Origin of the sequence: Cellulomonas sp. Leaf395, from assembly GCF_001424125.1 — a bacterium.
In the GTDB taxonomy this organism is placed as follows: domain Bacteria; phylum Actinomycetota; class Actinomycetes; order Actinomycetales; family Cellulomonadaceae; genus Cellulomonas.
This window is the reverse complement of sequence record NZ_LMQI01000002.1, coordinates 686,796-711,057: the sequence shown is the minus strand read 5'-3', so window position 1 is coordinate 711,057 and position 24,262 is coordinate 686,796. Positions and strand designations below refer to the sequence as shown.

18 protein-coding genes are annotated in these 24,262 nt (G+C 71.0%); 10 read left to right on the top strand and 8 right to left on the bottom strand.

Annotated elements, in window-relative coordinates; genetic code table 11:
- Window position 1 precedes the first annotated feature (1 nt).
- The 3 genes from ASG23_RS07500 to ASG23_RS07490 form a co-directional block, all read right to left on the bottom strand.
- Window positions 2-964, bottom strand: coding sequence for a sugar phosphate isomerase/epimerase family protein (locus tag ASG23_RS07500; protein ID WP_056022386.1), 963 nt, complete (start codon window positions 962-964; stop codon window positions 2-4).
- Between the two features lie 64 nt (window positions 965-1,028).
- Window positions 1,029-2,003 (bottom strand): 3-hydroxyacyl-CoA dehydrogenase family protein, encoded by a 975-nt coding sequence (locus ASG23_RS07495; protein WP_056022383.1) that lies wholly within the window; start codon window positions 2,001-2,003, stop codon window positions 1,029-1,031.
- Window positions 2,004-2,253: 250 nt separating this feature from the next.
- Window positions 2,254-3,597 (bottom strand): cryptochrome/photolyase family protein, encoded by a 1,344-nt coding sequence (locus ASG23_RS07490; RefSeq protein ID WP_056022379.1) that lies wholly within the window; start codon window positions 3,595-3,597, stop codon window positions 2,254-2,256.
- Window positions 3,598-3,719: 122 nt separating this feature from the next.
- On the opposite strand from ASG23_RS07490, the gene ASG23_RS07485 reads away from it, so the two are divergent.
- The 8 genes from ASG23_RS07485 (at window position 3,720) to ilvD (ending at window position 14,949) form a co-directional block, all read left to right on the top strand.
- Window positions 3,720-4,379, top strand: a complete 660-nt coding sequence (locus ASG23_RS07485; RefSeq protein WP_056022376.1) for a 4a-hydroxytetrahydrobiopterin dehydratase — start codon at window positions 3,720-3,722, stop codon at window positions 4,377-4,379.
- Between the two features lie 322 nt (window positions 4,380-4,701).
- A complete protein-coding gene (locus ASG23_RS07480; protein WP_056022373.1) occupies window positions 4,702-5,991 on the top strand; it encodes an extracellular solute-binding protein in 1,290 nt (429 codons plus the stop codon).
- Window positions 5,992-5,999: 8 nt separating this feature from the next.
- Window positions 6,000-7,016, top strand: a complete 1,017-nt coding sequence (locus tag ASG23_RS07475) for a carbohydrate ABC transporter permease (RefSeq protein ID WP_082515936.1) — start codon at window positions 6,000-6,002, stop codon at window positions 7,014-7,016.
- Entirely contained in the window at window positions 7,016-7,903 is an 888-nt protein-coding gene (locus ASG23_RS07470) for a carbohydrate ABC transporter permease (RefSeq protein WP_082515935.1), read from the top strand. The genes ASG23_RS07475 and ASG23_RS07470 overlap by 1 nt, the downstream gene beginning before the upstream one ends.
- A gap of 75 nt (window positions 7,904-7,978) precedes the next feature.
- Window positions 7,979-10,423 (top strand): glycoside hydrolase family 3 N-terminal domain-containing protein, encoded by a 2,445-nt coding sequence (locus ASG23_RS07465; protein ID WP_056022370.1) that lies wholly within the window; start codon window positions 7,979-7,981, stop codon window positions 10,421-10,423.
- Window positions 10,420-11,982: a glycoside hydrolase family 43 protein gene (locus ASG23_RS07460; RefSeq protein WP_056022367.1), complete on the top strand. Its 1,563-nt coding sequence runs from the start codon at window positions 10,420-10,422 to the stop codon at window positions 11,980-11,982. The genes ASG23_RS07465 and ASG23_RS07460 overlap by 4 nt, the downstream gene beginning before the upstream one ends.
- Window positions 11,983-12,119: 137 nt before the next feature.
- Entirely contained in the window at window positions 12,120-13,118 is a 999-nt protein-coding gene (locus ASG23_RS07455) for a LacI family DNA-binding transcriptional regulator (protein WP_056022365.1), read from the top strand.
- Window positions 13,119-13,206: 88 nt separating this feature from the next.
- Window positions 13,207-14,949 (top strand): dihydroxy-acid dehydratase, encoded by a 1,743-nt coding sequence (ilvD, locus tag ASG23_RS07450; protein ID WP_056022362.1) that lies wholly within the window; start codon window positions 13,207-13,209, stop codon window positions 14,947-14,949.
- Between the two features lie 56 nt (window positions 14,950-15,005).
- On the opposite strand, the gene ASG23_RS07445 is transcribed toward ilvD, so the two are convergent.
- Genes ASG23_RS07445 through ASG23_RS07430 form a run of 4 tightly spaced genes read right to left on the bottom strand, consistent with a single transcriptional unit; the run spans window position 15,006 to window position 20,351 of the window.
- A complete protein-coding gene (locus ASG23_RS07445) occupies window positions 15,006-15,914 on the bottom strand; it encodes a carbohydrate ABC transporter permease (protein WP_055922676.1) in 909 nt (302 codons plus the stop codon).
- On the bottom strand, window positions 15,914-16,849 hold the full coding sequence (locus ASG23_RS07440) for a carbohydrate ABC transporter permease (protein ID WP_056022359.1): 936 nt from the start codon (window positions 16,847-16,849) through the stop codon (window positions 15,914-15,916). The genes ASG23_RS07445 and ASG23_RS07440 overlap by 1 nt, the downstream gene beginning before the upstream one ends.
- A gap of 2 nt (window positions 16,850-16,851) precedes the next feature.
- Complete coding sequence (locus tag ASG23_RS07435) at window positions 16,852-18,144, bottom strand: ABC transporter substrate-binding protein (RefSeq protein WP_056022357.1); 1,293 nt, start codon at window positions 18,142-18,144, stop codon at window positions 16,852-16,854.
- Window positions 18,145-18,173: 29 nt separating this feature from the next.
- Window positions 18,174-20,351, bottom strand: coding sequence for an alpha-galactosidase (locus tag ASG23_RS07430; protein WP_082515932.1), 2,178 nt, complete (start codon window positions 20,349-20,351; stop codon window positions 18,174-18,176).
- 112 nt (window positions 20,352-20,463) lie between these two features.
- Here ASG23_RS07430 and ASG23_RS07425 point away from each other — a divergent pair, with 112 nt between their 5' ends.
- Together ASG23_RS07425 and ASG23_RS07420 are read left to right on the top strand one after the other, a co-directional pair.
- Window positions 20,464-21,645, top strand: coding sequence for an ROK family transcriptional regulator (locus ASG23_RS07425; protein ID WP_082515930.1), 1,182 nt, complete (start codon window positions 20,464-20,466; stop codon window positions 21,643-21,645).
- The gene (locus ASG23_RS07420) at window positions 21,642-23,357 is read left to right on the top strand and encodes a glycoside hydrolase family 13 protein (protein ID WP_056022354.1); all 1,716 of its coding nucleotides are present in this window, start codon (window positions 21,642-21,644) and stop codon (window positions 23,355-23,357) included. The genes ASG23_RS07425 and ASG23_RS07420 overlap by 4 nt, the downstream gene beginning before the upstream one ends.
- Here the strand turns inward: ASG23_RS07420 and ASG23_RS07415 are convergent.
- Complete coding sequence (locus ASG23_RS07415) at window positions 23,339-24,145, bottom strand: DUF2306 domain-containing protein (protein WP_056022351.1); 807 nt, start codon at window positions 24,143-24,145, stop codon at window positions 23,339-23,341. The two genes, ASG23_RS07420 and ASG23_RS07415, sit on opposite strands and share 19 nt — an antisense overlap.
- Window positions 24,146-24,262: the final 117 nt, after the last annotated feature.

Below are 24,262 nucleotides of genomic sequence, written 5' to 3'. Positions count from 1 at the left end.
GTCAGTCTCCGAGCTTCGCGGTGAGGATCCGGCGGACGTACTCGCGGTTGGCGGCCGACACGCTCAGGCCGTCCCCGCCGTAGTGCTCGACGCACAGGGGGCCGTCGAACCCGGCCTCGATCGCCATGCCGATCGCCGTGCGGTAGTCGATGAATCCCGACTCCAGGGGAGCGGGCGCCGAGAAGTAGGCGCCGGTCGCCGGGTCGTGGTCGCGCAGGTAGTTCTTCACCTGCCAGTAGTTCGTGTACGGCAGCATGCGCTCGAGCATCGTCCGCCAGTCCTCGACGGGCCGGTGCAGGCGCACGATGTTGCCGATGTCAGGGCACAGGCCGACGTTCTCCAGGCCGATGTCGCGCACGAGGTCGACCGAGCTCTGTGACGTCCCCAGGTACGTGCCCTCGTACATCTCGAGCGAGATCTGCACGCCGGCCCCGGCGGCGTGCTCGCCGATGCGCCGGAACCGCTCGACGGCCTGGTGGCGGACCGCCGGGTCGTCCGGGTCCTCCGCCCCGGGCGCGAGCCAGAACCACTGGACCTGGAGCTGGGCGGGGGTGAGCGGCTGGTGCAGGCCGAGGCAGACACTCGTGACGCCCATCTCGGCTGCGGCGTCGACGCTGCGCAGCGCGTAGTCGAGGTTCGTCCGGGCGCGGTCGGGGTCTGGGTCGATGACGCTCTTGCGCGTCACGGACACGTTGCTGAACGCGAGCCCCAGCTCCCCTGCGACCTCCGTCAGCGCCGAACGCCGCTCCGGGGTCAGGTCCGCGACCCGGACCCAGGAGTCGGTGAGGTCGACGTGCTGGAAGCCCGCGAGCGCGACCTCGCGGAGCGCCGGACGCCAGCCGGACGGCGGCCCGTCGGTGAGCGACGTGCCGCCGGCGACGTCGCCGGGGAACTGGAGCAGCGCGGCGCCGATCGGCCACGTCTCGGCGGTCCAACGGGCCGGTGCGGGGGAGCCGGGTGTCATGGGACGCACTCCTCGTCGAGCGGGTGGTGGGCGGTGTGGCGACCCGTGCTGTCGGGGCGCGACGTCACGCCCGGGGTGCCGGGAGCGGCGCCGGCCCGAGCTCCTGCAGCAGGCGGGCCATGCGGCTGTACGCCTCGCTCCGGTAGGCGACGAGCGCGTGAACCTCCTCGGGCGAGTAGTCGCGGAGCAGGCCGGCACCGTTCTTCGTGCCGTGCCGACCGGCGGCGACGGCCTCGGTGAGCAGGGCGGGCGGCGCCAGGCGCGAGCCGAAGGCCTCGGTGAAGGTCTCGAAGCCGTTGACGTACACGTCGAGTCCGGCCATGTCCGCAATGGCGAACGGTCCGAAGAACGGCAGCCGGAACCCGAAGGTCGACCGGACGATGGTGTCGACATCGTCGGCGGTCGCCACGCCGTCCTCGACGATGGACATCGCCTCCTTGAGCAGCACGAACTGCAGGCGGTTGAGCACGAACCCGGCGACGTCTGCCACCAGGGCGCTCGACCGCCCAGCCCGCGCCAGCATGTCCTGCACGACCGGCAGCACGGCGGGGTCGGTGTGCTGCCCGACGACGAGCTCGACGCCGGGGATGAACGGCGCCGGGTTGCTCCAGTGCACGGTGAGGAACCGCTCCGGTCCCGACACCGCCGTCTCGAGCACGTGGACGGGAATGGTCGACGTGTTGCTCCCGATGATCGCGTCCGGACGCGCCGCCGCCGAGACCCGGCGGAGCACGTCGTGCTTGACGCCCGGGATCTCGCTGACGGCCTCCTCGACGAAGTCGACGCCCGCGACGGCCTCCTCGATGCTGGGTGCCGACCGCAGGTTGCGATGTACCAGCTCGGCGCTGCCCGCAGGGAACAGGCCCTGAGCCTCGAGCTGCTCGGCCTCGCCGTGGATACGGGCAAGGTGCGCGGCCGCCGCGTCGGCCGACGCATCCGCGATGACGACCTCGAACCCGGTCTGGGCGAGCGACTGGGCGATCCCGCCGCCCATGTATCCCGCGCCGACCACGGCGACGGTCTGGATCGTCTCGATCATGGGAAGTGCCTCTCTGCCGGGACGTGCTCGGTGGCCGCGGGCCGGACCGTGCACGCCAGAGTGCGACGTCCGGGCGGTGCCGGGCGAGGTCAGTGCATGCAGAGGCCGCCGTCGACGTCGAGCGTATGCCCGCTGATGCATCGGGACTCCGGTGAGCGGCGGCGACCCGGTCGGCCCGGATCGCCCTCGAGAAGCACATGACCGGGACCTGCTCGCGCCTGCGCCAGCTCGAGCTGCCGGCGGGCGGGGCCTAGGCGTCGCGGCCGCGCTGGAAGTCGTCGAGGGCGACCTTGCGCTCCACCGCATGGTCGACGATCGGCAGCGGGTAGTCCTCGGGCGCGTCGAGGCCCAGCCTCCAGGGCTGGTGCACGGCGCGCCCGGGGATGCCGCGCAGCTCGGGCACCCACTGCCGCACGTAGGAACCGTCGGGGTCGAACCGTTCGCCCTGCGTCACGGGGTTGAACACCCGGAAGTACGGTGCCGCGTCCCGCCCGGTGCCGGCCACCCACTGCCAGTTGAGCTGGTTCTGCGAGACGTCCCCGTCGACCAGTCGGTCCATGAAGTGCGCGGCACCCCGCTGCCAGCGCACGTGCAGGTCCTTGACCAGGAACGACGCCACGACCATGCGGACGCGGTTGTGCATCCAGCCGAGAGCACGCAGCTGCCGCATGCCGGCGTCGACGAAGGGGTAGCCCGTCCGGCCTCCCGCCCAGGCCTCGAAGGCGGCGTCACCGTCGTCCCACGAGTCCTCCGGCACGACTACCCGCAGCGATCGCCGGGCGGCGTCGGGGTGGTGCCAGAGGACGTCGGCGTGGAACTCGCGCCAGGCCAGCTCGGACCGGAACGTGCCGACGTCGAACGGCGCCTGCGCCAGGTCCGCGAGCAGGGTGCGCGGGTGCAGCTCGCCGTACTTGAGCGGGATCGACAGCATGGAGGTGCCGTCGAGGTCGGGACGGTCGCGGAGGGTGCGGTACTCGGCGAGCCCGTCGTGCAGGTACTCCGTCCAGCGCCCCTGCGCGGCGCGCTCCCCGGCCGGCGGGAGCCGCACGTCCGTGGCGGGCACCTCGGGGAGGGCGTCGGAGCGGGCGTGCGCCCAGGGCGTCCGCTGGGGTCGGCGCGCGGGCGCGGACCAGCCGTGGTCGAGCCAGGCGCCGCGGAAGGGCGTGAACACCTGGAACGGTGTCCCCGCCTGCGTGGTCAGGCGGCCGGGCGCGACGGCGTAGGGCGAGCCGGTGCGGACCAACGGCACCTCGAGCGCGCGCTCGACGGCGTCGTCCCGGCGCCGCCCGTAGGGCTCGGTCGCCGCGGTGACGTGCACGGCCGGCGCCTCGACCTCCCGCGCGACCGCCGGCACCACGTCGGACGGATGCCCCGCACGGATCACGAGCCGCCCGTCGAGCGCCTCGTCGAGCGCGTGCAGGCTCCGCGCGAGGTAGGTCAGGCGGGGCGCGCCGGCCGAGCGCCAGAGCACCGGATCGACGACGAACAGCGGGACGACCTCGTCGTCGGCGGCGAGCGCCTGGTCCACGGCCGCGAGCAGCGCGGGGTTGTCCGCGAGCCGCAGGTCGCGGCGGAACCAGTGAATCGTCGGCACCGGGCGACGGTAACCGCGGACCGGTCGCGTCGCCCGTCGGGGTGGTGCGCGGCACGATCCGCGTGGACTCGGACGACGGCGCGACGGTGCACCGCTGACGCCGCGGTGGCAGTGTGGACGGCATGGCTGACACCACGCTTCTGCGGCACTCCGACGTCACGGCTGCGGTGGACTCGCGGCACTGGCGCGTGCTCCTCCAGTCGCTGCGGGCGACCTTCTCGACGCCCGACTTCAGCACCGCCGCCGCGTTCGTCTCGCGGATCGCGGCCGCTGCCGACGAGGCGAACCACCACCCCGACGTCGTGCTGCGCTGGGGTCAGGTCACCGTGACCACCACGAGCCACGACGCCGGGGGCCTGACCCAGCGCGACGTCGACCTCGCCGCCACGGTGAGCGCGCTGGCCGACGAGCTTGGCCTGGAGGGCGACGTCCCTCGCAGCGAGATCCTCGAGATCGCGATCGACGCCCTCGACATCCCTGCGGTGGTGCCGTTCTGGGCGGCCGTCATGGGATACGACGCCAGCGACGACGAGGTGACCGACCCGGCGGGGATCGGTCCTGCCATCTGGTTCCAGCAGATGGACGAGCCCCGTCCGCAGCGCAACCGGATCCACGTCGACATCACCGTCCCGCACGACCAGGCCGAGGCGCGCATCGCTGCGGCGATCGCCGCGGGCGGGCGCCTGGTCAGCGACGACCGGGCGCCGGCTTTCACGATCCTGGCCGACGTCGAGGGCAATGAGGTGTGCGTCTGCACCTGGCAGTCGCGCCGGAACAGCTGAGCACGCTCGAGCACAGGGCAAGCGAGGGCTGGTCGCACGAGCGTTAGTAAAACGTTATCGATAACGATTGACCCGTCGGGGTGGTCGGTGCCACAGTGGCGATCGCGGGCCCCTGTCAGCGGTGACCGGGGCGCGTGAAGGAACCGCACCACTGTCCAGGTGGTGCCGCCCTTGCGAGGCGGACGCGGGACCGGCGGAGATGCCGATCTGCGGCGGTGACGGACGGTGCGGGCAGCACGGCTGACGCTCCGGTGGCAGTAGCGGTTCGCCAAGCAAGGGGCAGCTTTCCACTCTGTGCAACTCGACGAAGAGGACAGATCTCATGATTGCTCGCAAGCTCCTGGCGGTCTCAGCCGCCATGGTGATGGGTGCCGCGGGGCTCACCGCCTGTAGCGGTGGTGGCGACGACGGGGACAGCGGCGACAGCGGCGACACCCAGATGACCTTCTGGCACAACTCGACCACCGGTGAGGGCAAGGCCTACTGGGACGCCACCGTGGCGGACTTCAAGGCCGCGAACCCCGGTGTGACGATCGCGATCCAGTCCATCCAGAACGAGGACATGGACGGCAAGCTCCAGACCGCGCTGAACTCGGGCGACGCGCCCGACATCTTCATGGCGCGCGGCGGGGGCAAGCTGGCCGACGTCGTCGAAGCCGGTCAGGCGCAGGAGATCACGGTGGACGACGCGACGAGGACCGCAGTCGGCGACGCGGCGTTCAACGCCTTCACCATCGACGACAAGGTCTACGGCATGCCGATGTCGATCCTCCCGGGCGGCATCTACTACAGCAAAGACCTGTTCGCGCAGGCCGGGATCACCGACACCCCCAAGACGATCGAGGACCTCGAGGGCGCGGTGGACAAGCTCAAGGCCGCCGGGATCGCCCCGATCGCTCTCGGCGCGAAGGACGCCTGGCCCGCTGCGCACTGGTACTACTTCTTCGCGCTGCGCGCGTGCTCGCAGGAGACGCTGGACAAGGCTGCCGCGGACATGACGTTCGACGACCCGTGCTGGGAGAAGGCGGGCGACGAGCTCGCGGCGTTCTCCGCGACCGAGCCGTTCAACCAGGGCTTCCTGACGACCTCCGCCCAGCAGGGCGCCGGTTCGTCGGCCGGCCTGGTGGCCAACCACCAGGCGGCGATGGAGCTCATGGGTGCGTGGGACCCGGGCGTGATCGCGTCCCTGACGCCGGACAAGAAGCCGCTGCCCGACCTGGCCTGGTTCCCCTTCCCGTCCATCGAGGGCGGTGACGGTGCCGAGGGCGCCATGATGGGTGGCCTCGACGGCTTCTCCTGCTCCACGGACGCCCCGCCGGAGTGCTCGGAGTTCCTCAACTTCGCGATGGAGAAGAAGTACCAGGAGGGCTACGCCAACGCGTTCCACACCCTCCCTGCCAGCCAGGAGGCGCAGGGCGTCGTCACGGAGCCGGCCCTGCTGGACGTCCTCGCCTCGTACAACGAGGCGCCGTACGTCTCGCTGTGGCTGGACACGCTGTACGGCCAGAACGTCGGGAACGCCCTCAACACCGGCGTGGTGAACCTGCTCGCCGGCCAGGGTGACTCGGCCGCGATCGTCCAGGGCGTCGTCGACGCTGCGGCGAAGGAGTAGTCGGCACCATGAGTGACTCCTTGGGCGAGGGCAAGCTCGCCGTGGTCCCCTCGCCCGAGGACTCCTCGGTGGACGGGGACGGCGCCGACACGGCGTCGTCCCCGGTCTACCGGGTCGGGACGTCTCCGTGGCGGCAACGCCTCGAGATCGCCCTGCTGGCCGGCCCTGCCGTCCTGATGTTCGCCGCGTTCGTCATCTTCCCGGTGGTCCTGGCGGGGTACTACGGGTTCTTCAAGTGGAAGGGCTTCGGCCCGCCCACCGACTTCGTGGGTCTGCAGAACTACGTCGTGATCTTCCAGGACAGCACGTTCATCGACGCGGTGCGGCACAACTTCGTCATCGTGATCCTGTCCCTCGTCCTGCAAGGCCCCGCCGCGGTGCTGCTCGCGCTCCTGCTGAACCAGAAGATGCGCGGGCGGTCGATCGTGCGGGTGCTGATCTTCGTGCCCTACGTGATCTCCGAGGTGATCGTCGGCACGGGCTGGAGCCTCATGCTCCAGACCAACGGCGCGGTCAACGACGTGCTCATCAAGATCGGGCTACCGGACTGGACCGTCGACTGGTTGTCCGACCCGCAGGTGGCCATGGCGACCCTGATGATGATCATCACGTGGAAGTACATCGGCTTCGCCGTCATCCTGTTCCTGGCCGGCCTGCAGAGCATCCCGGAGGAGCTCTTCGAGGCTGCGGCGATCGACGGGGCGTCCTACTGGCAGACCCAGCGGCGCATCACCCTGCCGCTGCTCGGTCCGACGATCCGGATCTGGGCGTTCCTGTCGATCATCGGGGCCCTGCAGCTGTTCGACCTCGTCTACATCATCTGGGGCCAGTACGTCGCCGCGACGGCCGGGACCTCGACCATGGCCACCTACATGGTGGTCAACGGCCGCAACGCCGCGAACTACGGCTACGGCAGCGCCGTCGCGGTGGTCCTGTTCCTCATCTCGCTCGTCGTCGCCCTGACCTACCAGCGGTTCGTGCTCAGGCGCGACACCGAGGGTGCGCTCACGGAAGGAAAGAAGTGATGGCGACGACTACCGCGCCCCCGCTGAGCCCGACGGCCCCGCGACCGGTGGCCGGCCGCAAGCGGCCGAGCCTGAGCCGGGCGGGCTGGGCGACCTACGTCATCGCGTGGGCCCTGGTCGGGCTGTGCATCGTCCCGGTGCTCTACATCATCATCGGCGGCTTTCGCACGAACGCCGAGATCACGGTGGACCCGTCGGGCTTCCCGTCGACGTGGCAGTTCGTCAACTATGCCGAGGTGCTGCAGAGCTCGATCTTCTGGCGCCAGGTCCTCAACTCGGTGATCTGCGGTCTCTTCACCACCCTCGGCGTCGTCGTCCTGGGCGTGGCGGCCAGCTTCGTGCTGGCCCGGTACAACTTCTCGGGCCGAGCCGCTCTGTACGCGCTCTTCGCGGCGGGCCTGATGTTCCCGATGACGGTCGCCATCACGCCGCTCTACATCATGATCCGCGGCCTGGGCCTGAGCGACAGCCTCGCCGGCATCATCCTGCCGCAGATCGCCTTCGCCCTGCCGACGACCATCATCATCCTGGTGCCGTTCCTGCGGGCCATCCCCAAGGAGCTGGAGGAGGCCGCCTCGATCGACGGCGCGAGCCGGCTGGGGTTCTTCTTCCGCATGGTGATCCCGCTCTCGATCCCGGGCGTGGTGACCGTCGGGATCCTGGCCTTCATCGCCAGCTGGAACAGCTACCTGCTCCCGCTGTTCATCCTCAACAACGAGAACAGCTACACGCTCCCGCTGGGGGTCCAGGCGTTCGCGTCGCAGTACTCCGTGGACACCGCCCGGGTGCTCGCGTTCACGTCGCTGTCGATGATCCCCGCGCTCCTGTTCTTCACGATCTTCGAGCGTCGCATCGTCGGTGGCCTCACCGGTGCGGTCAAGGGCTGACACCAGCCGGAGCGATGGCGGCGGGCCGCGCGTGCGTGCGGCTGCCCGACCGCCGACCGGCGCACCCCCCATGTCATGACTAAGGAGAAGGACCCCGTGGTCGACGCCCTACCCGCCATGCCCCAGGTGACCGAGCGCGTGCGCGCGCTGCACGCGCAGATGACTCTCGAGGAGAAGCTGGCCCAGCTCGTGGGCTACTGGCTCGACCAGGACGGCACGGTCGCGCCGATGCAGTCGGAGATGTCGGCCGGCCAGCAGGTCTCCGGCAGGCTCAGCGAGCTGACGCGCCACGGTCTCGGCCACTACACGCGGGTCTACGGCACCCGTCCGGTGGACCCGGTCGAGCGCGCGGCCTGGCTGTGGGCCGAGCAGCGCCGGCTCAAGCGCGAGACGCGCCTGGGGATCCCTGCCCTCGTCCACGAGGAGTGCCTCACGGGCCTCGCGGCGTGGCAGGCCGCCACGTACCCGACGCCGCTCGCCTGGGGCGCGTCGTTCGACCCCGAGCTCGTGCACGACGCGGCACGCGCGATCGGTGACTCGATGAGCGAGCTGGGCATCCACCAGGGCCTCGCCCCGGTGCTCGACGTCGTCCGCGACCCGCGATGGGGGCGCGTCGACGAGTGCATCGGCGAGGATCCGTACCTCGTCGGCACCATCGGCACGGCCTACGTCCGCGGCCTGCAGGAAGCGGGCGTGCACGCCACGCTCAAGCACTTCGTCGGCTACTCCGGCTCGAGGTCGGGCCGCAACCACGCTCCTGTGAGCGCGGGTCCGCGCGAGATCGCCGACGTCTTCCTGCCGCCGTTCGAGATGGCGATCCTCGAGGGCGGTGCCAGGTCGGTGATGAACTCGTACGCCGACATCGACGGCGTCCCGGTCGCGTCGAACGCGGAGTACCTCACGACCGTCCTGCGCGAGCGGTGGGGCTTCGACGGTGTCGTCGTCGCCGACTACTTCGCGATCGCGTTCCTCCAGGTCATGCACGGCATCGCCGCCGACAGGGGTGAGGCCGCCGCGCTCGCGCTCGAGGCCGGCATCGACATCGAGCTGCCCGCCGGCGACGCGTACCTGCAGCCGCTGGTCGACCGCGTCCGCGCGGGCGCGGTCGACGAGCGACTCGTCGACCGGGCGGTCCTGCGGGCGCTGTCCCAGAAGGAGGAGCTGGGCCTGCTCGACCCGGACGCGTTCGAGGGCGAGCCGCCGACCGCGATCGACCTCAACTCCTCGCGGCACCAGGAGCTGGCCCGCCGCCTCGCCGAGGAGTCGGTCGTCCTGCTGTCGAACGACGGCGTGCTGCCGCTGAACAGCTGGGCCGAGCCACCGGCGCGCGTCGCTGTCGTGGGCCCCAACGCCCACCGCGCCCAGGCCCTCATGGGCTGCTACTCGTTCGCCAACCACGTCCTGGCCCACCACCCTGAGCTGCCGCTCGGCTTCGAGATCCCGACGGTCCTCGAGGGCTTTGGCTCGGCGTTCGACCGGGTCGGCATGGCGCTCCCGGAGCTGGTCTTCGCCGAGGGCTGCGCGGTCGAGGGTGAGGACACCTCGGGCTTCGCCGACGCCGTCGCTGCCGCCGAGGGCGCCGACGTCGCCGTCGTGGTGGTGGGTGACCAGGCGGGCCTGTTCGGCCGTGGCACCGTGGGGGAGGGCAACGACTCCGAGTCCCTCGACCTGCCCGGCGTCCAGCGTCAGCTCGTCGAGGCTCTGGTGGCCACCGGTACACCGGTCGTGATGGTGCTCCTGACCGGCCGCCCCTACGCGATCGGCTGGGCCCTCGACGGCGCCGGCGCGCGACCGGGTGCGGTGCTGCAGGCGTTCTTCCCCGGCGAGGGCGGCGGGCTCGCTGTCGCCGAGGTCGTCACGGGTGCCGTGAACCCGTCCGGTCGACTTCCGGTCTCGATGCCGCGCTCGGCCGGTGCGCAGCCGTACTCCTACCTGCACCCGGTCCTCGGCGGGCCGTCCGACGTGACGTCGACCGACTCCACACCGCTGCGTCCGTTCGGCTTCGGCCTGTCGTACACCCGGTTCGCGTACTCCGACCTGGTCGTCGACGCATCGGTCGCCTCGGACGGGACGTTCGCGGCCGCGGTGACGGTGACCAACACGGGGTCCGTCGCGGGCGCCGACACCGTCCAGCTCTACGGGCACGACGTCCAGGGCACGATCGCACGCCCCGTGGCGGCGCTGCTCGGCTACACGCGGGTCGAGCTCGAGCCCGGAGCGTCCAGCCGGGTGACCTTCTCGGTCCCCACCACGCGGTTCGCGTTCTCCGACCGTCGCATGGTGCGGGTCGTCGAGCCTGGCGACGTCGAGGTGTGGATCGGCTCGCACGCCGCGGCCTCCCATGTCGGCGCCAGCACCAAGGAGTCCACCGGCGGCGTGATCTCCAACGGCAGGCCTGCCGAGGCGCGCGAGATCCCCGGCACGGCGACCGCCCGTGCGGTCGTCGCGATCACGGGCGACGTCCACCCGGTCACGACGGCCGATGCGCGTTCGGTGGAGGTCAAGGTCGTCGTGTCGTGACCCTGGTGCGCAACCCGGTGCTGCCGGGGTGCTACCCCGACCCGACGATCTGCCGGGTCGGGCAGGACTTCTACCTCGTCACGTCGACTTTCGAGTACTTCCCCGGGCTGCCGATCTTCCGCAGCGACGACCTGGCGAGCTGGCAGCAGATCGGGCACGTCGTCGACCGGTCGAGCCAGCTCGACCTCGACGGGATCGCGTCGTCCGGTGGCCTGTACGCGCCGACGCTCCGGCACCACGACGGCACGTTCTGGCTGGTCTGCACGCTGGTCGACCAGCAGGACTCCACCCGGGGCGGCAACTTCGTGATGACCGCGACCGACCCTGCCGGTCCGTGGTCCGACCCGACGTGGCTCGACGCCGACGGCATCGACCCGTCGATCTTCTTCGACGACGACGGCCGGGTCTGGGTGCACGGCACCCGGTTGGCCCGGGATCCCCAGTGGCACGACCAGACCGAGATCTGGGTGCGGGAGCTCGACCCCGGGACCCTGCAGCTCGTCGGGCCCGAGCACGTCGTCTGGAACGGGGCGCTCCGGGACGTCGTGTGGGCCGAGGCGCCGCACCTCTACAAGGTCGACGGCACCTACTACCTCCTGGCCGCCGAGGGCGGCACCGAGTTCCACCATGCCGTCTCCGTCGCGCGTGCGGACTCGGTGACCGGACCCTACGTGGGGAACAAGGGCAATCCGGTCCTCACCCACCGGCACCTCGGTCGCCGGTCGGACGTGGCCGCCGTCGGGCACGCGGACCTCGTCGAGGCGGCGGACGGGACGTGGTGGGCGGTCGTGCTGGGAACGCGCCCCTACGGCGGCTATCACGACAACCTCGGCCGCGAGACGTTCCTCGTCCCTGTCGCCTGGGAGGACGGGTGGCCGGTGTTCGCCCCAGGTGTCGGGCGGGTGACGAGCGAGGTGGAGGTGCCGTTCGCCGGGCAGTGGCGCCCCGGCGTGGCGCAGGGGCGCGCCTCGGGCACCGTCCGGCCGGACGACCCGCGGTGGACGTCGCTGCGCCGTCCGGCGGCCGAGTTCGCGTCGGCACGCGGCGACGGCTGGGACCTGCGCCTGGGGCCGAGCACCCTGAGCGACCCTCTCACCCCGGCGTTCCTCGGGGTCCGGCAGCAGCACGCGGAGGTCGACGTGCGCGCGACCGTCCGCGCCGCGCTCCGTGCGGAGGAGGAGGTCGGGCTCGCCGTGCGCCAGTCGGAGGACGACCACGTGCGCCTGGTCGTGACCGGCGGTGACGGCGGGTCGGGTCGGAAGGTCGTCGCCGTGCACCGACGCCGCGGGGTCGAGTCGACCCTGGGCGAGCTCTCGCTGGGGCAGGGCGACGACGCCGTAGAGCTGACCATGCGCGCCCGAGGGCAGGACTACTCCTTGCTGGCGCACGGGTCAGGGGCCGGACCGGTGACGGTCGCCGTCGTCGACGGGCGGGCGCTCGACTCGGTCACGACAGGCGGGTTCGTCGGGTTGTGGATCGGCGCGTACGCCTCGAGCAACGGGCGCCCGACCCGGACCATCGCGCACCTCGAGCGGTTCGACTACGTGCCGACGGAGTGACGACGTCCCAGCGCGCGCCTCGCTGGTCAGCAGCGAGAGCGGGTCGTTACCATGGTCTCGTCGCCCGGCGCGACGCACGTGGGATTTCGCGGTAATAAACGTTATCGATAACGATTTCGTTGCAGTACGCTCAGCGCATGGGTCCCCGGGTGACGATCACCGATGTCGCGCGCAAGGCAGGCGTGTCCACAGCGACCGTCTCCAAGGTGATCAACGAGCGCTACGGCGTCGCGAGCGGGACGACCTCGCACGTGCAGGCCGTGATCGCGGAGCTCGGCTACGAGTCCAGCCTCGTGGCTCGCAGCCTGCGGTCCCACAAGACGAACGTGATCGGCATCCTCGTCGCCGAGTTCGAGCCCTTCAGCGCCGAGATCCTCAAGGGGGCCTCGCTCGGGCTCGGTGACTCCGGCTACGCGCTGCTCGCCTACACGGGCGGCCAGCTGACGGGTGGGGTGGGCTGGGAACGCCGCTATCTCTCCCGGCTCAGCGGCACGCTGATCGACGGTGCCGTGCTCGTCACCCCCACCGTCCTGGAGGCGGACGCCGGTGTCCCCGTCGTCGCCATCGACCCGCACGCGGGTCCGTCGGGCCTCCCGACCGTCGACTCGGACAACCTCACCGGGGCCGTGCAGGCTGTCGAGCACCTGCTCGGTCTCGGCCACCGCCGGATCGGTTTCATCGGCGGGCGGTCGGACCTCGAGTCCTCCCGGCTGCGGGAGGCCGGCTACCGCAAGGCCCTCACCGACGCGGGCATCGCGGTCGACCCCGGCTTGATGCGCGAGGGGGACTACCGCAAGGACTCGACGCACGAGCCCGCCCGCGAGCTGCTGACCCTGCCCGAGCGCCCGACCGCCATCTTCGCGGCCAACGACCTCTCGGCGATCGGCACGCTCGAGATCGCCCAGGAGCTGGGTCTGCAGGTCCCGGGCGAGATCTCGATCATCGGGTTCGACGACATCCCGGAGTCGACCCTGACGACCCCGGCGCTCAGCACCGTGCACCAGCCGATCCAGCAGATGGGTGCCGCGGCCATCGCGCTCCTCATCACGCTCATGGACGGCGGGCCGGTCGAGCAGACCCACATCCAGCTCGTGACGTCGCTGGTCGAGCGAGGATCGACGGCCCCGCCCCGCTGAGGGCCGCCGGGTTGACGACGTCGGGCGCTGCCGTCCGCAGGGTGGCCCTCCCGCCGTGTGTGCCGACGGCAGTCCTACACTCGCGAGCATGACCGTGACGTCCGACAACGCCCCCAGCAGCACCGCCGCCTCTCCCCGCGGAGACGTCGACATCAAGCCCCGTTCGCGCACCGTCACAGACGGTCTCGAGGCCACCGCCTCGCGCGGGATGCTCCGTGCGGTGGGGCTCGGTGACGACGACTTCGCCAAGCCGCAGATCGGCGTCGCCAGCTCGTGGAACGAGATCACGCCCTGCAACCTGTCGTTGCAGCGGCTGGCCCAGGCGGCCAAGGCGGGCGTGCACGCGGCGGGCGGGTACCCGCTCGAGTTCGGCACCATCTCGGTCTCTGACGGGATCTCGATGGGCCACGAGGGCATGCACTTTTCGCTGGTGAGCCGCGACATCATCGCCGACTCGGTGGAGACCGTCATGCAGGCCGAGCGCCTCGACGGCTCGGTGCTGCTGGCCGGGTGCGACAAGTCCCTGCCGGGCATGCTCATGGCCGCCGCGCGCCTCGACCTGGCGAGCGTGTTCCTGTACGCCGGGTCGATCGCGCCGGGCTGGGTCAAGCTCGAGGACGGGACCGAGAAGGACGTCACGATCATCGACGCGTTCGAGGCCGTCGGCGCGTGCGCGCGCGGGCTCATGAGCCGCGAGGACGTCGACCGCATCGAGCGCGCCATCTGTCCGGGCGAGGGTGCCTGCGGCGGCATGTACACCGCCAACACGATGGCGTCGGTGGCCGAGGCGATCGGCATGTCGATCCCCGGCTCCGCGGCCCCGCCGTCCGCAGACCGTCGCCGCGACGCGTTCGCGCACAAGTCCGGCGAGGCCGTCGTGGAGCTGCTCCGCCAGGGCATCACGGCGCGCCAGATCATGACCAAGGAGGCGTTCGAGAACGCCATCGCCGTCGTCATGGCGTTCGGCGGCTCGACCAACGCGGTCCTGCACCTGCTGGCCATCGCGCACGAGGCCGAGGTCGACCTGACGCTGGCCGACTTCTCCCGGGTCGCCGCGAAGGTGCCGCACCTGGGTGACCTGAAGCCCTTCGGCCGCTACGTCATGAACGACGTGGACCGCATCGGCGGCGTCCCGGTCGTGATGAAGGCGCTGCTCGACGCGGGCCTGCTGCACGGGGACTGCCTCACGGTCACCGGCAAGACGGTCGCGGAGAACCTGGCGGACGTGAACCCGCCGGACCCCGACGGCAAGATCCTGCGCGCCCTGGACAACCCGATCCACAAGACCGGCGGCATCACGATCCTGCACGGTTCGCTGGCTCCCGAGGGTGCCGTGGTGAAGTCCGCAGGCTTCGACTCCGACGTGTTCGAGGGCACCGCCCGCGTGTTCGAGCGGGAGCGTGCCGCGATGGACGCGCTCGAGGACGGCACGATCGTCGCGGGCGACGTCGTCGTCATCCGCTACGAGGGGCCCAAGGGCGGTCCCGGCATGCGCGAGATGCTCGCCATCACCGGCGCGATCAAGGGCGCCGGTCTGGGCAAGGACGTGCTGCTGCTCACCGACGGCCGCTTCTCCGGGGGCACCACCGGGCTGTGCGTCGGGCACGTGGCGCCCGAAGCCGTCGACGGCGGACCGATCGCGTTCATCGAGGACGGCGACCGGATCCAGCTGGACGTGGCGAACGGGAAGCTCGACGTGCTGGTCAGCGCCGAGGAGCTCGAGGCCCGCAAGGTCGGCTGGGCACCGCTGCCTCCGACGTACACGCGCGGCGTGCTGGCCAAGTACGCGAAGCTGGTGCAGTCGGCGTCGAAGGGCGCGGTGCTGATCTGAGCGACGTCGAACGGCCCGGTCCTTCGAGGACCGGGCCGTTCGCGCGCTGACGTGCGCTACTTGATCGACCCCCGCGTGACGCCGGAGATGACCCAGCGCTGGCTGAAGATGTAGACCACCAGCAGGGGCGCCATGGCCATGAGGTAGGACGCGAACGCCACCGTGTAGTCGGTGTTGAACTGCCCCTGGAACACGTACTGCGCGAGCGGCAGGGTCCGCGCCCCGGGGTCGGTCAGCACCACGAGCGGCATGATGAAGTCGTTCCACGCCCACACGCAGGTGAGGATGCCGACCGTCGCGTTCATCGGGGTCAGCAGCGGGAAGATGATCTGCCGGAACACCCGCCAGGTCGACGCGCCGTCCACCCGCGCCGCCTCCTCGAGCTCGATCGGGATCGAGCGGATGTAGGCGGTGTAGATGAAGATGTTCAGCGACAACCCGTAGATCGTGTAGAGCACGATCATGCCCGCCTGGTTGTCGAGGCCCAGGAGCGAGGTCTGCTTCACCAGCGGCAGCATGATGATCGGGAACGGGATGAACAGGGCCGCCAGCAGGTAGAAGAAGACGCCCTTGAAGAACGGTCGGTGGATGTTGCGCGCGATGCCGTACGCGACGACCGAGCTGGTCAGCAGCGTGAGGACGACCGCCCCGACGGTGATCATCGCGGTGTTCATGAGCGCCTGGGGGAAGCTCGTCCGCTCCCACGCCTCGGCGAAGTTCTCCCAGCGGACGGGGTTCGGCCACTCGAAGCCGGTCCCGGCGGCGAGCTGGTCGGGAGTCTTCAGGGCCACGACGACTGCCAGGTACAGCGGGATCAGGATCGTCAGCGAGCACACTGCGATCAGAGCGGTCACCCACCAGTTGATCTTGCGGGAGTCGTCGTCGGCGACGTTCTTCGTGCGCCTGCGCCGGGGCTCCGGGAGCACTGCCTCGGCCTGGCCGAGCGCGGTTCCTGCGGTGGTCATCAGAAGTCCGCCTCTCTGCGCTGAAGGACCTTGAACTGGAACAGCGAGACGATCGTGATGACGATGAAGAAGATCACCGCGTTCGCCGACTGGTAGGCGAACTCCCCGCCGGAGAAACCGCCTCGGAAGATGAGCAGGGTCACGGACTCGGTCGCCGTGCCCGGACCGCCGTTCGTCAGGGCGACGATCTGGTCGAAGACCTGCAGGAAGCCCTTGAGGCTCAGCACGACGTTGATCGTGAAGAACGCGCTGATCAGCGGGAAGGTGATCGACGAGAACTGTCGCCAGGGCTTGGCCCCGTCCAGGGACGCGGCCTCGTAGAGCTCGCGCGGGATCGTCTGCAGCCCGGACAGGTAGATGATGATCGTGAAGGCGCAGGCCTGCCAGACGGCGAGCGCGACGATCGCGGTCCACGCCCAGGTCTCGTTCGTGAGGATGTTGTCCGCGAAGAGCGGGATGCCCGACAGGATCTTCGGCAGCGAGCTCGAGAAGAGGAACTGGAAGACGTAGCCGATGACCAGTGCCGCCAGGACGTAGGGCACGAAGTACACGCCACGGAAGAGGTTGCGCGCCATGATCTTGGCGTTCAGGCCCATCGCGATGGCCAGCGAGATCGCGTTCGTCAGCACGGTCGCGGCGATCGCGAACAGGAACGAGAACCCGTAGGCCGCCAGGATGCGGTCGTCCTTGAACAGGTTCACGTAGTTGGACAGGCCGACGAAGTTCCACGCACCGTAGCCGGCGTAGTTGGTGAAGCTGTAGAAGATGCCGACGAGCACCGGGACGGTGTGGAACAGGAAGAACGCGATGACCGCCGGCCAGACCATCCAGTAGAACGTGGACTGCGCGCGGTCCTTGGTGCCGCGCCGCACCGGGGGTGCGTCGGCACCGCCTGCGCCGCGTGCCGCGGGCAGGGCTTGCGTGGAGGACGTCATCGTCATTCTCCCGTCACGGGGATGGTGCGAGCGGCGACCTTGCTCCACTCGCTGTCGAGGGTGGCGAGCGCGGCCTCCGCGTCGCCGCTGAACAGGAACTGCTGGTCGATCGCCGCGAGCGGGATGCTGGGCGGGATCTGGTGGTCGATGAAGCCCGCGATGCGGCCCTCGTCGAAGTACGGCGCGACCGACTGGATCGCCGGCTCGTCGCTCAGCTCGGCACCCTTCACGGAAGGCACCATGTTCTGCGAGGCGGCGAACTCCTCGATCACGTCCTTCTCGAACAGGTAGTCGATGAACCGCAGGGCCTCCTCCTGGCGCGGCGAGTCCTTCCCCATCGTCACGACGACGTCGACACCGGAGACGAGCACCCGGTCGGCGGGGTCGTCCGCGGCCGGGTACGGGAAGATCCCGGCCTGGATGTCCGGGTTGATGCCCTTGATCGGGCTCAACGCCCAGATGCCCTGCAGGAGCATGGCGACCTCGCCGTTGGCGAACGCAGCGTTGCCGTCGTCGTAGGTCGCGCCGCGGTAGCCGTCCTGCATGTACCCGAACAGCTCGTACTGCTGGTCCATCGCCTCGACGAAGTCCTTCTGGAACGACACCTCCGAGTCCGGGCCCGTGTCCTCGCCCTGCTCGCGCATCTTGTCGAAGAAGTCGTCCATCGCGGGGTAGGCGCCGAGGGCGTTGAAGGACGGCAGCCCGGTCCACGAGTCGGCCAGGGTGCCGTAGAACGGAGTGATGCCGGCGGCCTCGAGCGCGTCGCAGACGGCGACGAGCTCGTCCCACGTCTCGGGGACCTCCAGGCCCTGGGCGTCGAAGATCTCCTGGTTGTAGATGACCCCGTTGGCGTTGTTGACGTAGCCCAGGCCGTTGACCTCGTCCCCGTACGTGCCGAGGTCCGCCAGGATCTCCTGCACCGCCGGGTTGATCGTGTCGAGCACCGGCTCGTCGGAGAAGTCGTAGAAGACCCCGGCCTGGGCGAGGCGGCCGAAGTTCCCGCTGGCGTTCAGCGTGATGACGTCGGGCGTCTTGTCCTTCACCAGCAACGTCCGGATGGCCGTGTCCGCGTCGGCGACCTGGTTCTGCACGACGCGGATGTCGGGGTTCTCCGCCTCGAAGTCGGCGATGATCTCGTCGAAGTCCTCGAGCGCCTCGCCCTTGAACTGGAAGAAGTTCAGGGTGGTCACGCCGTCGTCGGACGGGTCGTCCGCGCAGCCGCCGACGACGGCCAGCAGGGCGATCGCCCCCGCCGCCGCTGCCGCGCGACCTCGCCGCGTCAGTCGTTGTCTCATCGTGCGCCTCCTTGCGCCTGTCGCCACGATCAGTTCTCGGCTGTCAGCTCGATGACCGTGGACCTCTGGGGGTACTGCACCGGGGGTCGCAGCCCGACGGCGTCGAGCTCTCGGCCGGTCAGCGTGATGTCGTGCTCCTGCCATGAGAGCCCCGACTGAGCCGCGGCGCTCGTCGAGCCGCCCACCGTCCGGAGCCGGTAGCGCCGGGCGGGGTCGAGCCCGGGGATCCGGACCCGTCCCGGCGGGTAGGCGGCGGTCGTGTCGGTCTGCGTGAGGGTGAACACCGCCGACGCGCCGTCGTTCGCGACGATGCCGCGGACGTCGATGCCCGGCTCGGTGCCGTCGACGTCGACGGTGCGGCCCGTCGCGACCAGCGGGCGGATGCTCTTGGCGTACTCGACCCACGCGGCGATGCGCCGGCGGGTCTCGTCGTCGGTCGCGGTGAGGTCCCACTCGATCCCGACGTGGCCGAACAGCGCGACCGCGGCACTGAAGTCGAGGTCGACGGTCCGCCCGGTCGAGTGCACGACGGGGCTGGTCAGGTGCATGCCCATCAGCTCGGGGGGAACCACCAGCGCCGTGTACCGCTGGTTCACCAGGCGCTCCAGCGGGTCGAGGGTGTCGCTGGTCCAGATCCGGTCCGTGCGGGCCAGGATGCCCAGGTCGACGCGCGCACCTCCCGAGGCGCAGCTCTCGATCTCCAGCCCGGGGTGCGCGGCCTTGAGCTCGTCCAGCAGGCGGTAGAGGGCGAGCGTGTGCTCGCGCACCCGGGCCACCCCCTCCGGACCGCTCCCGGCGTCGAGCAGGTCGCGGTTGTGGTCCCACTTCAGGTAGGCGATCGGGTACTCGTCGAGCAGCGCGTGCAAGCGGGCCGCGACATAGGCATAGGCGTCCTCGTGCGCGAGGTCGAGCACCTGCTGCTGGCGTGCCGACGGCGGCAGCGACCTGCGTGCGCGCAGGATCCAGTCCGGGTTCCGACGCGCGAGGTCGCTGTCCGGGTTGACCATCTCGGGCTCCACCCACAGCCCGAACTCCATGCCGCAGGCCAGGACGTGGTCCACCAGGGGATGCAGCCCCTCGGGCCAGACCGTCGCGTCGACGTACCAGTCGCCCAGGCCCGCGGTGTCGTCGCGACGGCCCACGAACCAGCCGTCGTCGAGCACGTACCGCTCGACCCCGACGGACGCGGCGGCGTCGGCGAGGGCCGTCAACCGCTCGAGGGAGTGGTCGAAGTAGACCGCCTCCCACGTGTTGAGGGTGATCGGCCGTGCCCGGCGGGGATGGGCGGGGCGCCGGCGCCACTCGTCGTGGAAGCGGTGGGCGAGCTCGCTGAGCCCGTCCCCCCACGACCCGACCACGTCCGGCGACGTGAGCGACGCGCCCGGTGCGAGGACGACCTCGCCGGGCGCCAGCAGCTCGCCGCCGGCCAGGACGGCCTCACCGGAGACGGACCGCTCCGCGAGGAGCCGGTGGTTGCCGCTCCACGCGACGTGCACCCCGTGGACGCGTCCGCGCTCGAAGCCGAACCCGGGCCGCCCGGCGGCCAGCACGAGGGTGGCGTCCGCGCCGGGCCGGCCTCGGCGGCTCTCGCGCAGGTGCGTCCCGTAGCCGAAGGGGTGTCGCTGCGGCGACCGCTCCCGCAGGTGACGTCCCGTGGTGTCGAGGATCTCGGTGGCGTCCCACGGCACGGGGAACGTGAGGTGCAGTGCCTGGACGGTGTAGGGGGAGTCGCCGTCGTTGCGCAGCGTGAGCTGCTGGTGGAACAGCCCGGCCGAGCCCAGGCGCAGCTCGAGCCGCGCGCTGAGCCGCGCGTCGCGGTCGACCAGGGACAGCGCCGCCCGGTGGTCGTCGGCCTGGAGGTCGACGAGCTCCAGCCGGACGCTGAACGAGGCGCCGTCGCGGTGGCCCTCGAGCCCAGGTGTGCCGAGCCACCCGCCGGCTTGCGTGGCGACGAGCGTGGCCCGCGCCGGCTCGTCCAGGCCGCCCGAGACGCGCTGCGGTCGTGCGGCGACGGCGAGGTTGCGCAGCGTCTCGTCGCTCGAGTCGGCGAGCTCCTCGCCCCAGTGCACGATGGCGGGGTGCGGGACGGCGTCGAGGTCGATCACGACGCTGGTGCCGCCGCGACGCAGGTGCAGCACGCCGCCGGGGTGTCCGGGCAGGGGGGCTGCCGGGCGTTCGTCGGCGGTCACCTCGCTGTGAGAGAGCATGGGTTAGTTCTAACACGGAAGAAACGAGACCCACAAGAGGGGCGCATGACTGATTTCTCCGGCAGAACACTGGACTTCATGCCATGATGGAACCAATGAACGGGCCGAGTGCATGCTGAGCGACAGCGAGAGCGCCCTCGCGCGCGCGGTGCTGATCCATGGGCCCATCTCGCGCAGCGAGCTGACGAGCCGGCTCGGGCTGTCGCCCCCCAGCCTGACGCGCCTGGCCAAGCCGTTCCTCGACGCCGGTCTGCTGGTCGAGCTCGACGACCGGACCGACGGCTCGGTCGGTCGCCCCGTCCGCCCGCTCGACGTGCGGCCCGGCCTGGCGCACTTCGCGGGGGTCAAGGTCACCGGGGACTCCCTGCACGTCGCCGGGACGGACGTGCGCGCCAGGCTGGTCGCCTACGAGGAGCGCCCCCTGCACGGCCGGGACCCGGCGGGGGTCGCCGCCGAGATCGCTCGCGCGGTCCGTGACCTGGGCCTCGACCGCATCGCGGGCGTCGGCGTGGCGATCGGCGGTGCCGTGCGGGACGGCCGGGTGGTGGAGTTCGCCCCGTTCCTCGACTGGACGGACGTCCCGTTCGCCGAGCTCGTCGAGGCCGAGCTGGGCGTGCCTGCGTCGCTCGAGAACGACCTCGTCGCCCTCGCCGAGGCCGAGCTCTGGTTCGGGCTGGGTCGCGACATCCCCGGGTTCGTTGTCATCACCATCGGGGCCGGCATCGGGTACGCCCTCGTCGTGAACGGTCAGGTCGTGCACTCGCGCGAGGCGGGCGTCGGTCTCGGGGGCCACATCCCGCTCAGCACGACCGGACCCGTGTGCCACTCGGGCCACCGCGGCTGCGCGGAGGCGATGCTGGCCTCCGGGTCCATCGCGGCCCAGGTGTCGGCGGCGCACCGCAGGCCGCTCGACTACGCCGAGGCGCTGCGGCTCGCGCACGACGGCGACCCGGCGGCGTCAACCGTGGTCGACGAGGCTGCGACCGCCCTCGGACGTCTCGTCGCCCTCTCGGTCAACCTCACGCTGCAGCCCGCGGCCGTGCTCGCCGGCGAGGGCATCGGGCTCTTCGCCGTCGCCGAGGCGCGGGTGCGGGCCGCCATCGCCGCCGACCGCGACCCGCGCGCCGAGCCCGTCCGGCTCTATGTCGACGAGTCCGGATTCTCCGCGTGGGCCCGCGGCGCGGCGACGATCGCGATCCAGGACGCCGTCGAGCGCATCCGCCTCGACCAGCCCGTGCAGGACCTGATGACCGCCCCGGCCGGCTCCGGGGAGACGAGAGGAGCAACCCCGTGACCTTCACCGTCGACGACGCCCCCTGGTGGACCCGAGCCGTCGTGTACCAGGTGTACCCGCGCTCGTTCGCGGACTCCGACGGCGACGGGATCGGTGACCTGCCGGGCATCATCGGCCGGCTCGACCACCTGGCGGAGCTGGGGGTCGACGTCGTCTGGCTGTCACCGATCTACGCCTCACCGCAGGACGACAACGGGTACGACATCAGCGACTACCAGGCGGTCGACCCGGTGTTCGGCACCCTCGAGGACCTCGACAAGCTGGTCGCGGGGCTGCACGCGCGTGGCATGAAGCTGGTCATGGACCTCGTGGTCAACCACACGTCCGACGAGCACCCGTGGTTCGTCGAGTCCCGGGACCCGTCGAGCCCGATGCGGGACTGGTACTGGTGGCGACCACCGCGCGACGGGATGGCGGCGGGTGCGCCGGGGGCGGAGCCGACCAACTGGGGCTCGTTCTTCGGCGGGTCCGTGTGGGAGCTCGACGAGACCTCCGGTGAGTACTTCCTGCACCTGTTCAGCCGCAAGCAGCCGGACCTGAACTGGGAGAACCGCGCTGTCCGAGACGCGGTCTACACGATGATGCGCTGGTGGCTGGACCGGGGTGTCGACGGCTTCCGCATGGACGTCATCAACCTGATCTCGAAGGACCCGGCCCTGCCTGACGGGGTGGTCACGGGCGGTCTGCTCGCCGACGGCTCCGCGTCGTACGTCTGCGGCCCACGCATCCACGAGTTTCTCGCGGAGATGCACAAGGAGGTCTTCGCCGACCGTCCCGAGCGGCTGCTGACGGTGGGAGAGATGCCCGGTGTCACCGTCGAGCAGGCGCGCGACTTCACGGACCCGGCCCGGGAGGAGGTCGACATGGTGTTCCAGTTCGAGCACGTCGGCCTGGACCACGGCCCCGGCGGCAAGTTCGACGTCCGCCCGCTGCGCCTCCTCGACCTGAAGGCGTCGTTCGGTCGGTGGCAGGCGGGCCTGGCCGACGTCGGCTGGAACAGCCTCTACTGGGACAACCACGACCAGCCGCGGATCGTCTCGCGCTTCGGTGACGACGGAGCGTCCCGACGGGAGTCGGCCACGATGCTCGCCACCGTCCTGCACCTGCACCGCGGCACGCCGTACGTGTACCAGGGCGAGGAGCTCGGGATGACGAACGCGCACTTCACGCGGTTCGACCAGTACCGGGACATCGAGACGCTGAACCATGTGGCGATCGCGCGGACGGTCGGGACCGGGTCCGACGAGGACCTGCTGGCCGGCATCGGCGCGATGGGCCGGGACAACGCCCGGACCCCGATGCAGTGGGACGACTCGCCGCACGCCGGGTTCACCACCGGCACCCCGTGGATCGAGGTGAACGCCAACTACCCGTCGGTGAACGCCGCGGCGGACCGGGCGGACCCGGGCTCGGTCTTCCACCACTACCGCGCGCTGATCGCCCTGCGGCACGACGACCCCGTGGTCGGGCTCGGCGACTTCACGATGCTGCTGCCCGAGGACGAGCACGTCTACGCGTTCGTCCGCCGGCTCGGTGCCGACGCGCTGCTCGTCCTGGGGAACTTCAGCGGGGAGCCGCAGGGGTTCGACGTGGGTGACGCCTGGACGTTCGACGACCGCAGCACGCTGGTGCTCGGCAACTACGACGGCACCGACGTCCCGGCGTCGGAGCTCCGCCCGTGGGAGGCGCGGGTCTACCGCCGCTCCGCCTGAGCGGTCCCGGCGCGCGGGTCGGGTGTCGTCGGGTCGACGATCCGCAGTGTCGGCAGCCCACGCCGCCGGACCATCCACTCGGCGATCAGGAGGTTCGGCACCCACGCCAGGAGGGTCACCGCGTTGTACGCGTTCTCGAAGGCGGCGTCGAAGTCAAAGGCGTCTCCAGCGGCGTAGACCTGCGCGGCGACCAGAACCCCTGTCCACGTGCGCAGCGTGACCGCCGCGAACGTGAGGGAGAAGTTGCGGATCATCCACGCCTGGTGCGACCGGACGTCCCCGGTCCGGATCGCCCGGTACGCGCGCCACCCGGTCCAGACCCACAGCACGCCCAGGGTCCCGAACCCGAGGAACCCGATCATGCCCGCCGTGTTGTACGGCGCCATGACGAGCGCCGCGACGCCGCCCACCCACACCCCGACGAGGTAGGTGCGGCCCAGCCACCGGTGCAGCCCCGGGAACCGCCGGCGGGATGCCGCCCAGAACTGGAAGGGGCCGACGACCAGGGCGACGGCTGCTCCGACGACGTGGACGACGAGCGCGACCTGCACGACGGTCGGGGTCTGCGAGTACGCGGCTGCGAGCGGCGCTCGGTCCGGGTCGAGCTGCCCGAGCGAGCCCATGAGGTAGGGCACGGCCGAGTAGGTGACGATCGCGAGCGACGTCAGCAGCACCGCGACCCAGCCCACGCGGCGGCCTGCAGCCCGCCGCTGCCGGCGGGCAGGCGCAGCCAGACGCGGCGGACGCGCGGGCCCGGTGGGTGGGGCGTCGGTGGAGGTGGTCGCCATGTCCGACAACGGTAGGTATGTCCCCGGCCCGTGTCGGTGGGGCACCCCCACGCGTCCGCACGGTGGCCAGCCCCCGGCGTTGCCGGCGCGGTGGCTAAGGTCGACGAGACCCGTGCG

Bases quoted from the DNA above. Each gene is read 5' to 3' on its own strand.
- ASG23_RS07425 (WP_082515930.1), top strand. From the start codon at position 20,464: ATGCTGAGCGACAGCGAGAGCGCCCTCGCGCGCGCGGTGCTGATCCAT.
- ASG23_RS07415 (WP_056022351.1), bottom strand. From the start codon at position 24,145: ATGGCGACCACCTCCACCGACGCCCCACCCACCGGGCCCGCGCGTCCG.
- ilvD (WP_056022362.1), top strand. From the start codon at position 13,207: ATGACCGTGACGTCCGACAACGCCCCCAGCAGCACCGCCGCCTCTCCC.
- ASG23_RS07485 (WP_056022376.1), top strand. From the start codon at position 3,720: ATGGCTGACACCACGCTTCTGCGGCACTCCGACGTCACGGCTGCGGTG.
- ASG23_RS07475 (WP_082515936.1), top strand. From the start codon at position 6,000: ATGAGTGACTCCTTGGGCGAGGGCAAGCTCGCCGTGGTCCCCTCGCCC.
- ASG23_RS07440 (WP_056022359.1), bottom strand. From the start codon at position 16,849: ATGACGTCCTCCACGCAAGCCCTGCCCGCGGCACGCGGCGCAGGCGGT.
- ASG23_RS07500 (WP_056022386.1), bottom strand. From the start codon at position 964: ATGACACCCGGCTCCCCCGCACCGGCCCGTTGGACCGCCGAGACGTGG.
- ASG23_RS07480 (WP_056022373.1), top strand. From the start codon at position 4,702: ATGATTGCTCGCAAGCTCCTGGCGGTCTCAGCCGCCATGGTGATGGGT.
- ASG23_RS07430 (WP_082515932.1), bottom strand. From the start codon at position 20,351: ATGCTCTCTCACAGCGAGGTGACCGCCGACGAACGCCCGGCAGCCCCC.
- ASG23_RS07435 (WP_056022357.1), bottom strand. From the start codon at position 18,144: ATGAGACAACGACTGACGCGGCGAGGTCGCGCGGCAGCGGCGGCGGGG.
- ASG23_RS07455 (WP_056022365.1), top strand. From the start codon at position 12,120: ATGGGTCCCCGGGTGACGATCACCGATGTCGCGCGCAAGGCAGGCGTG.
- ASG23_RS07465 (WP_056022370.1), top strand. From the start codon at position 7,979: ATGACTAAGGAGAAGGACCCCGTGGTCGACGCCCTACCCGCCATGCCC.
- ASG23_RS07445 (WP_055922676.1), bottom strand. From the start codon at position 15,914: ATGACCACCGCAGGAACCGCGCTCGGCCAGGCCGAGGCAGTGCTCCCG.
- ASG23_RS07470 (WP_082515935.1), top strand. From the start codon at position 7,016: ATGGCGACGACTACCGCGCCCCCGCTGAGCCCGACGGCCCCGCGACCG.
- ASG23_RS07495 (WP_056022383.1), bottom strand. From the start codon at position 2,003: ATGATCGAGACGATCCAGACCGTCGCCGTGGTCGGCGCGGGATACATG.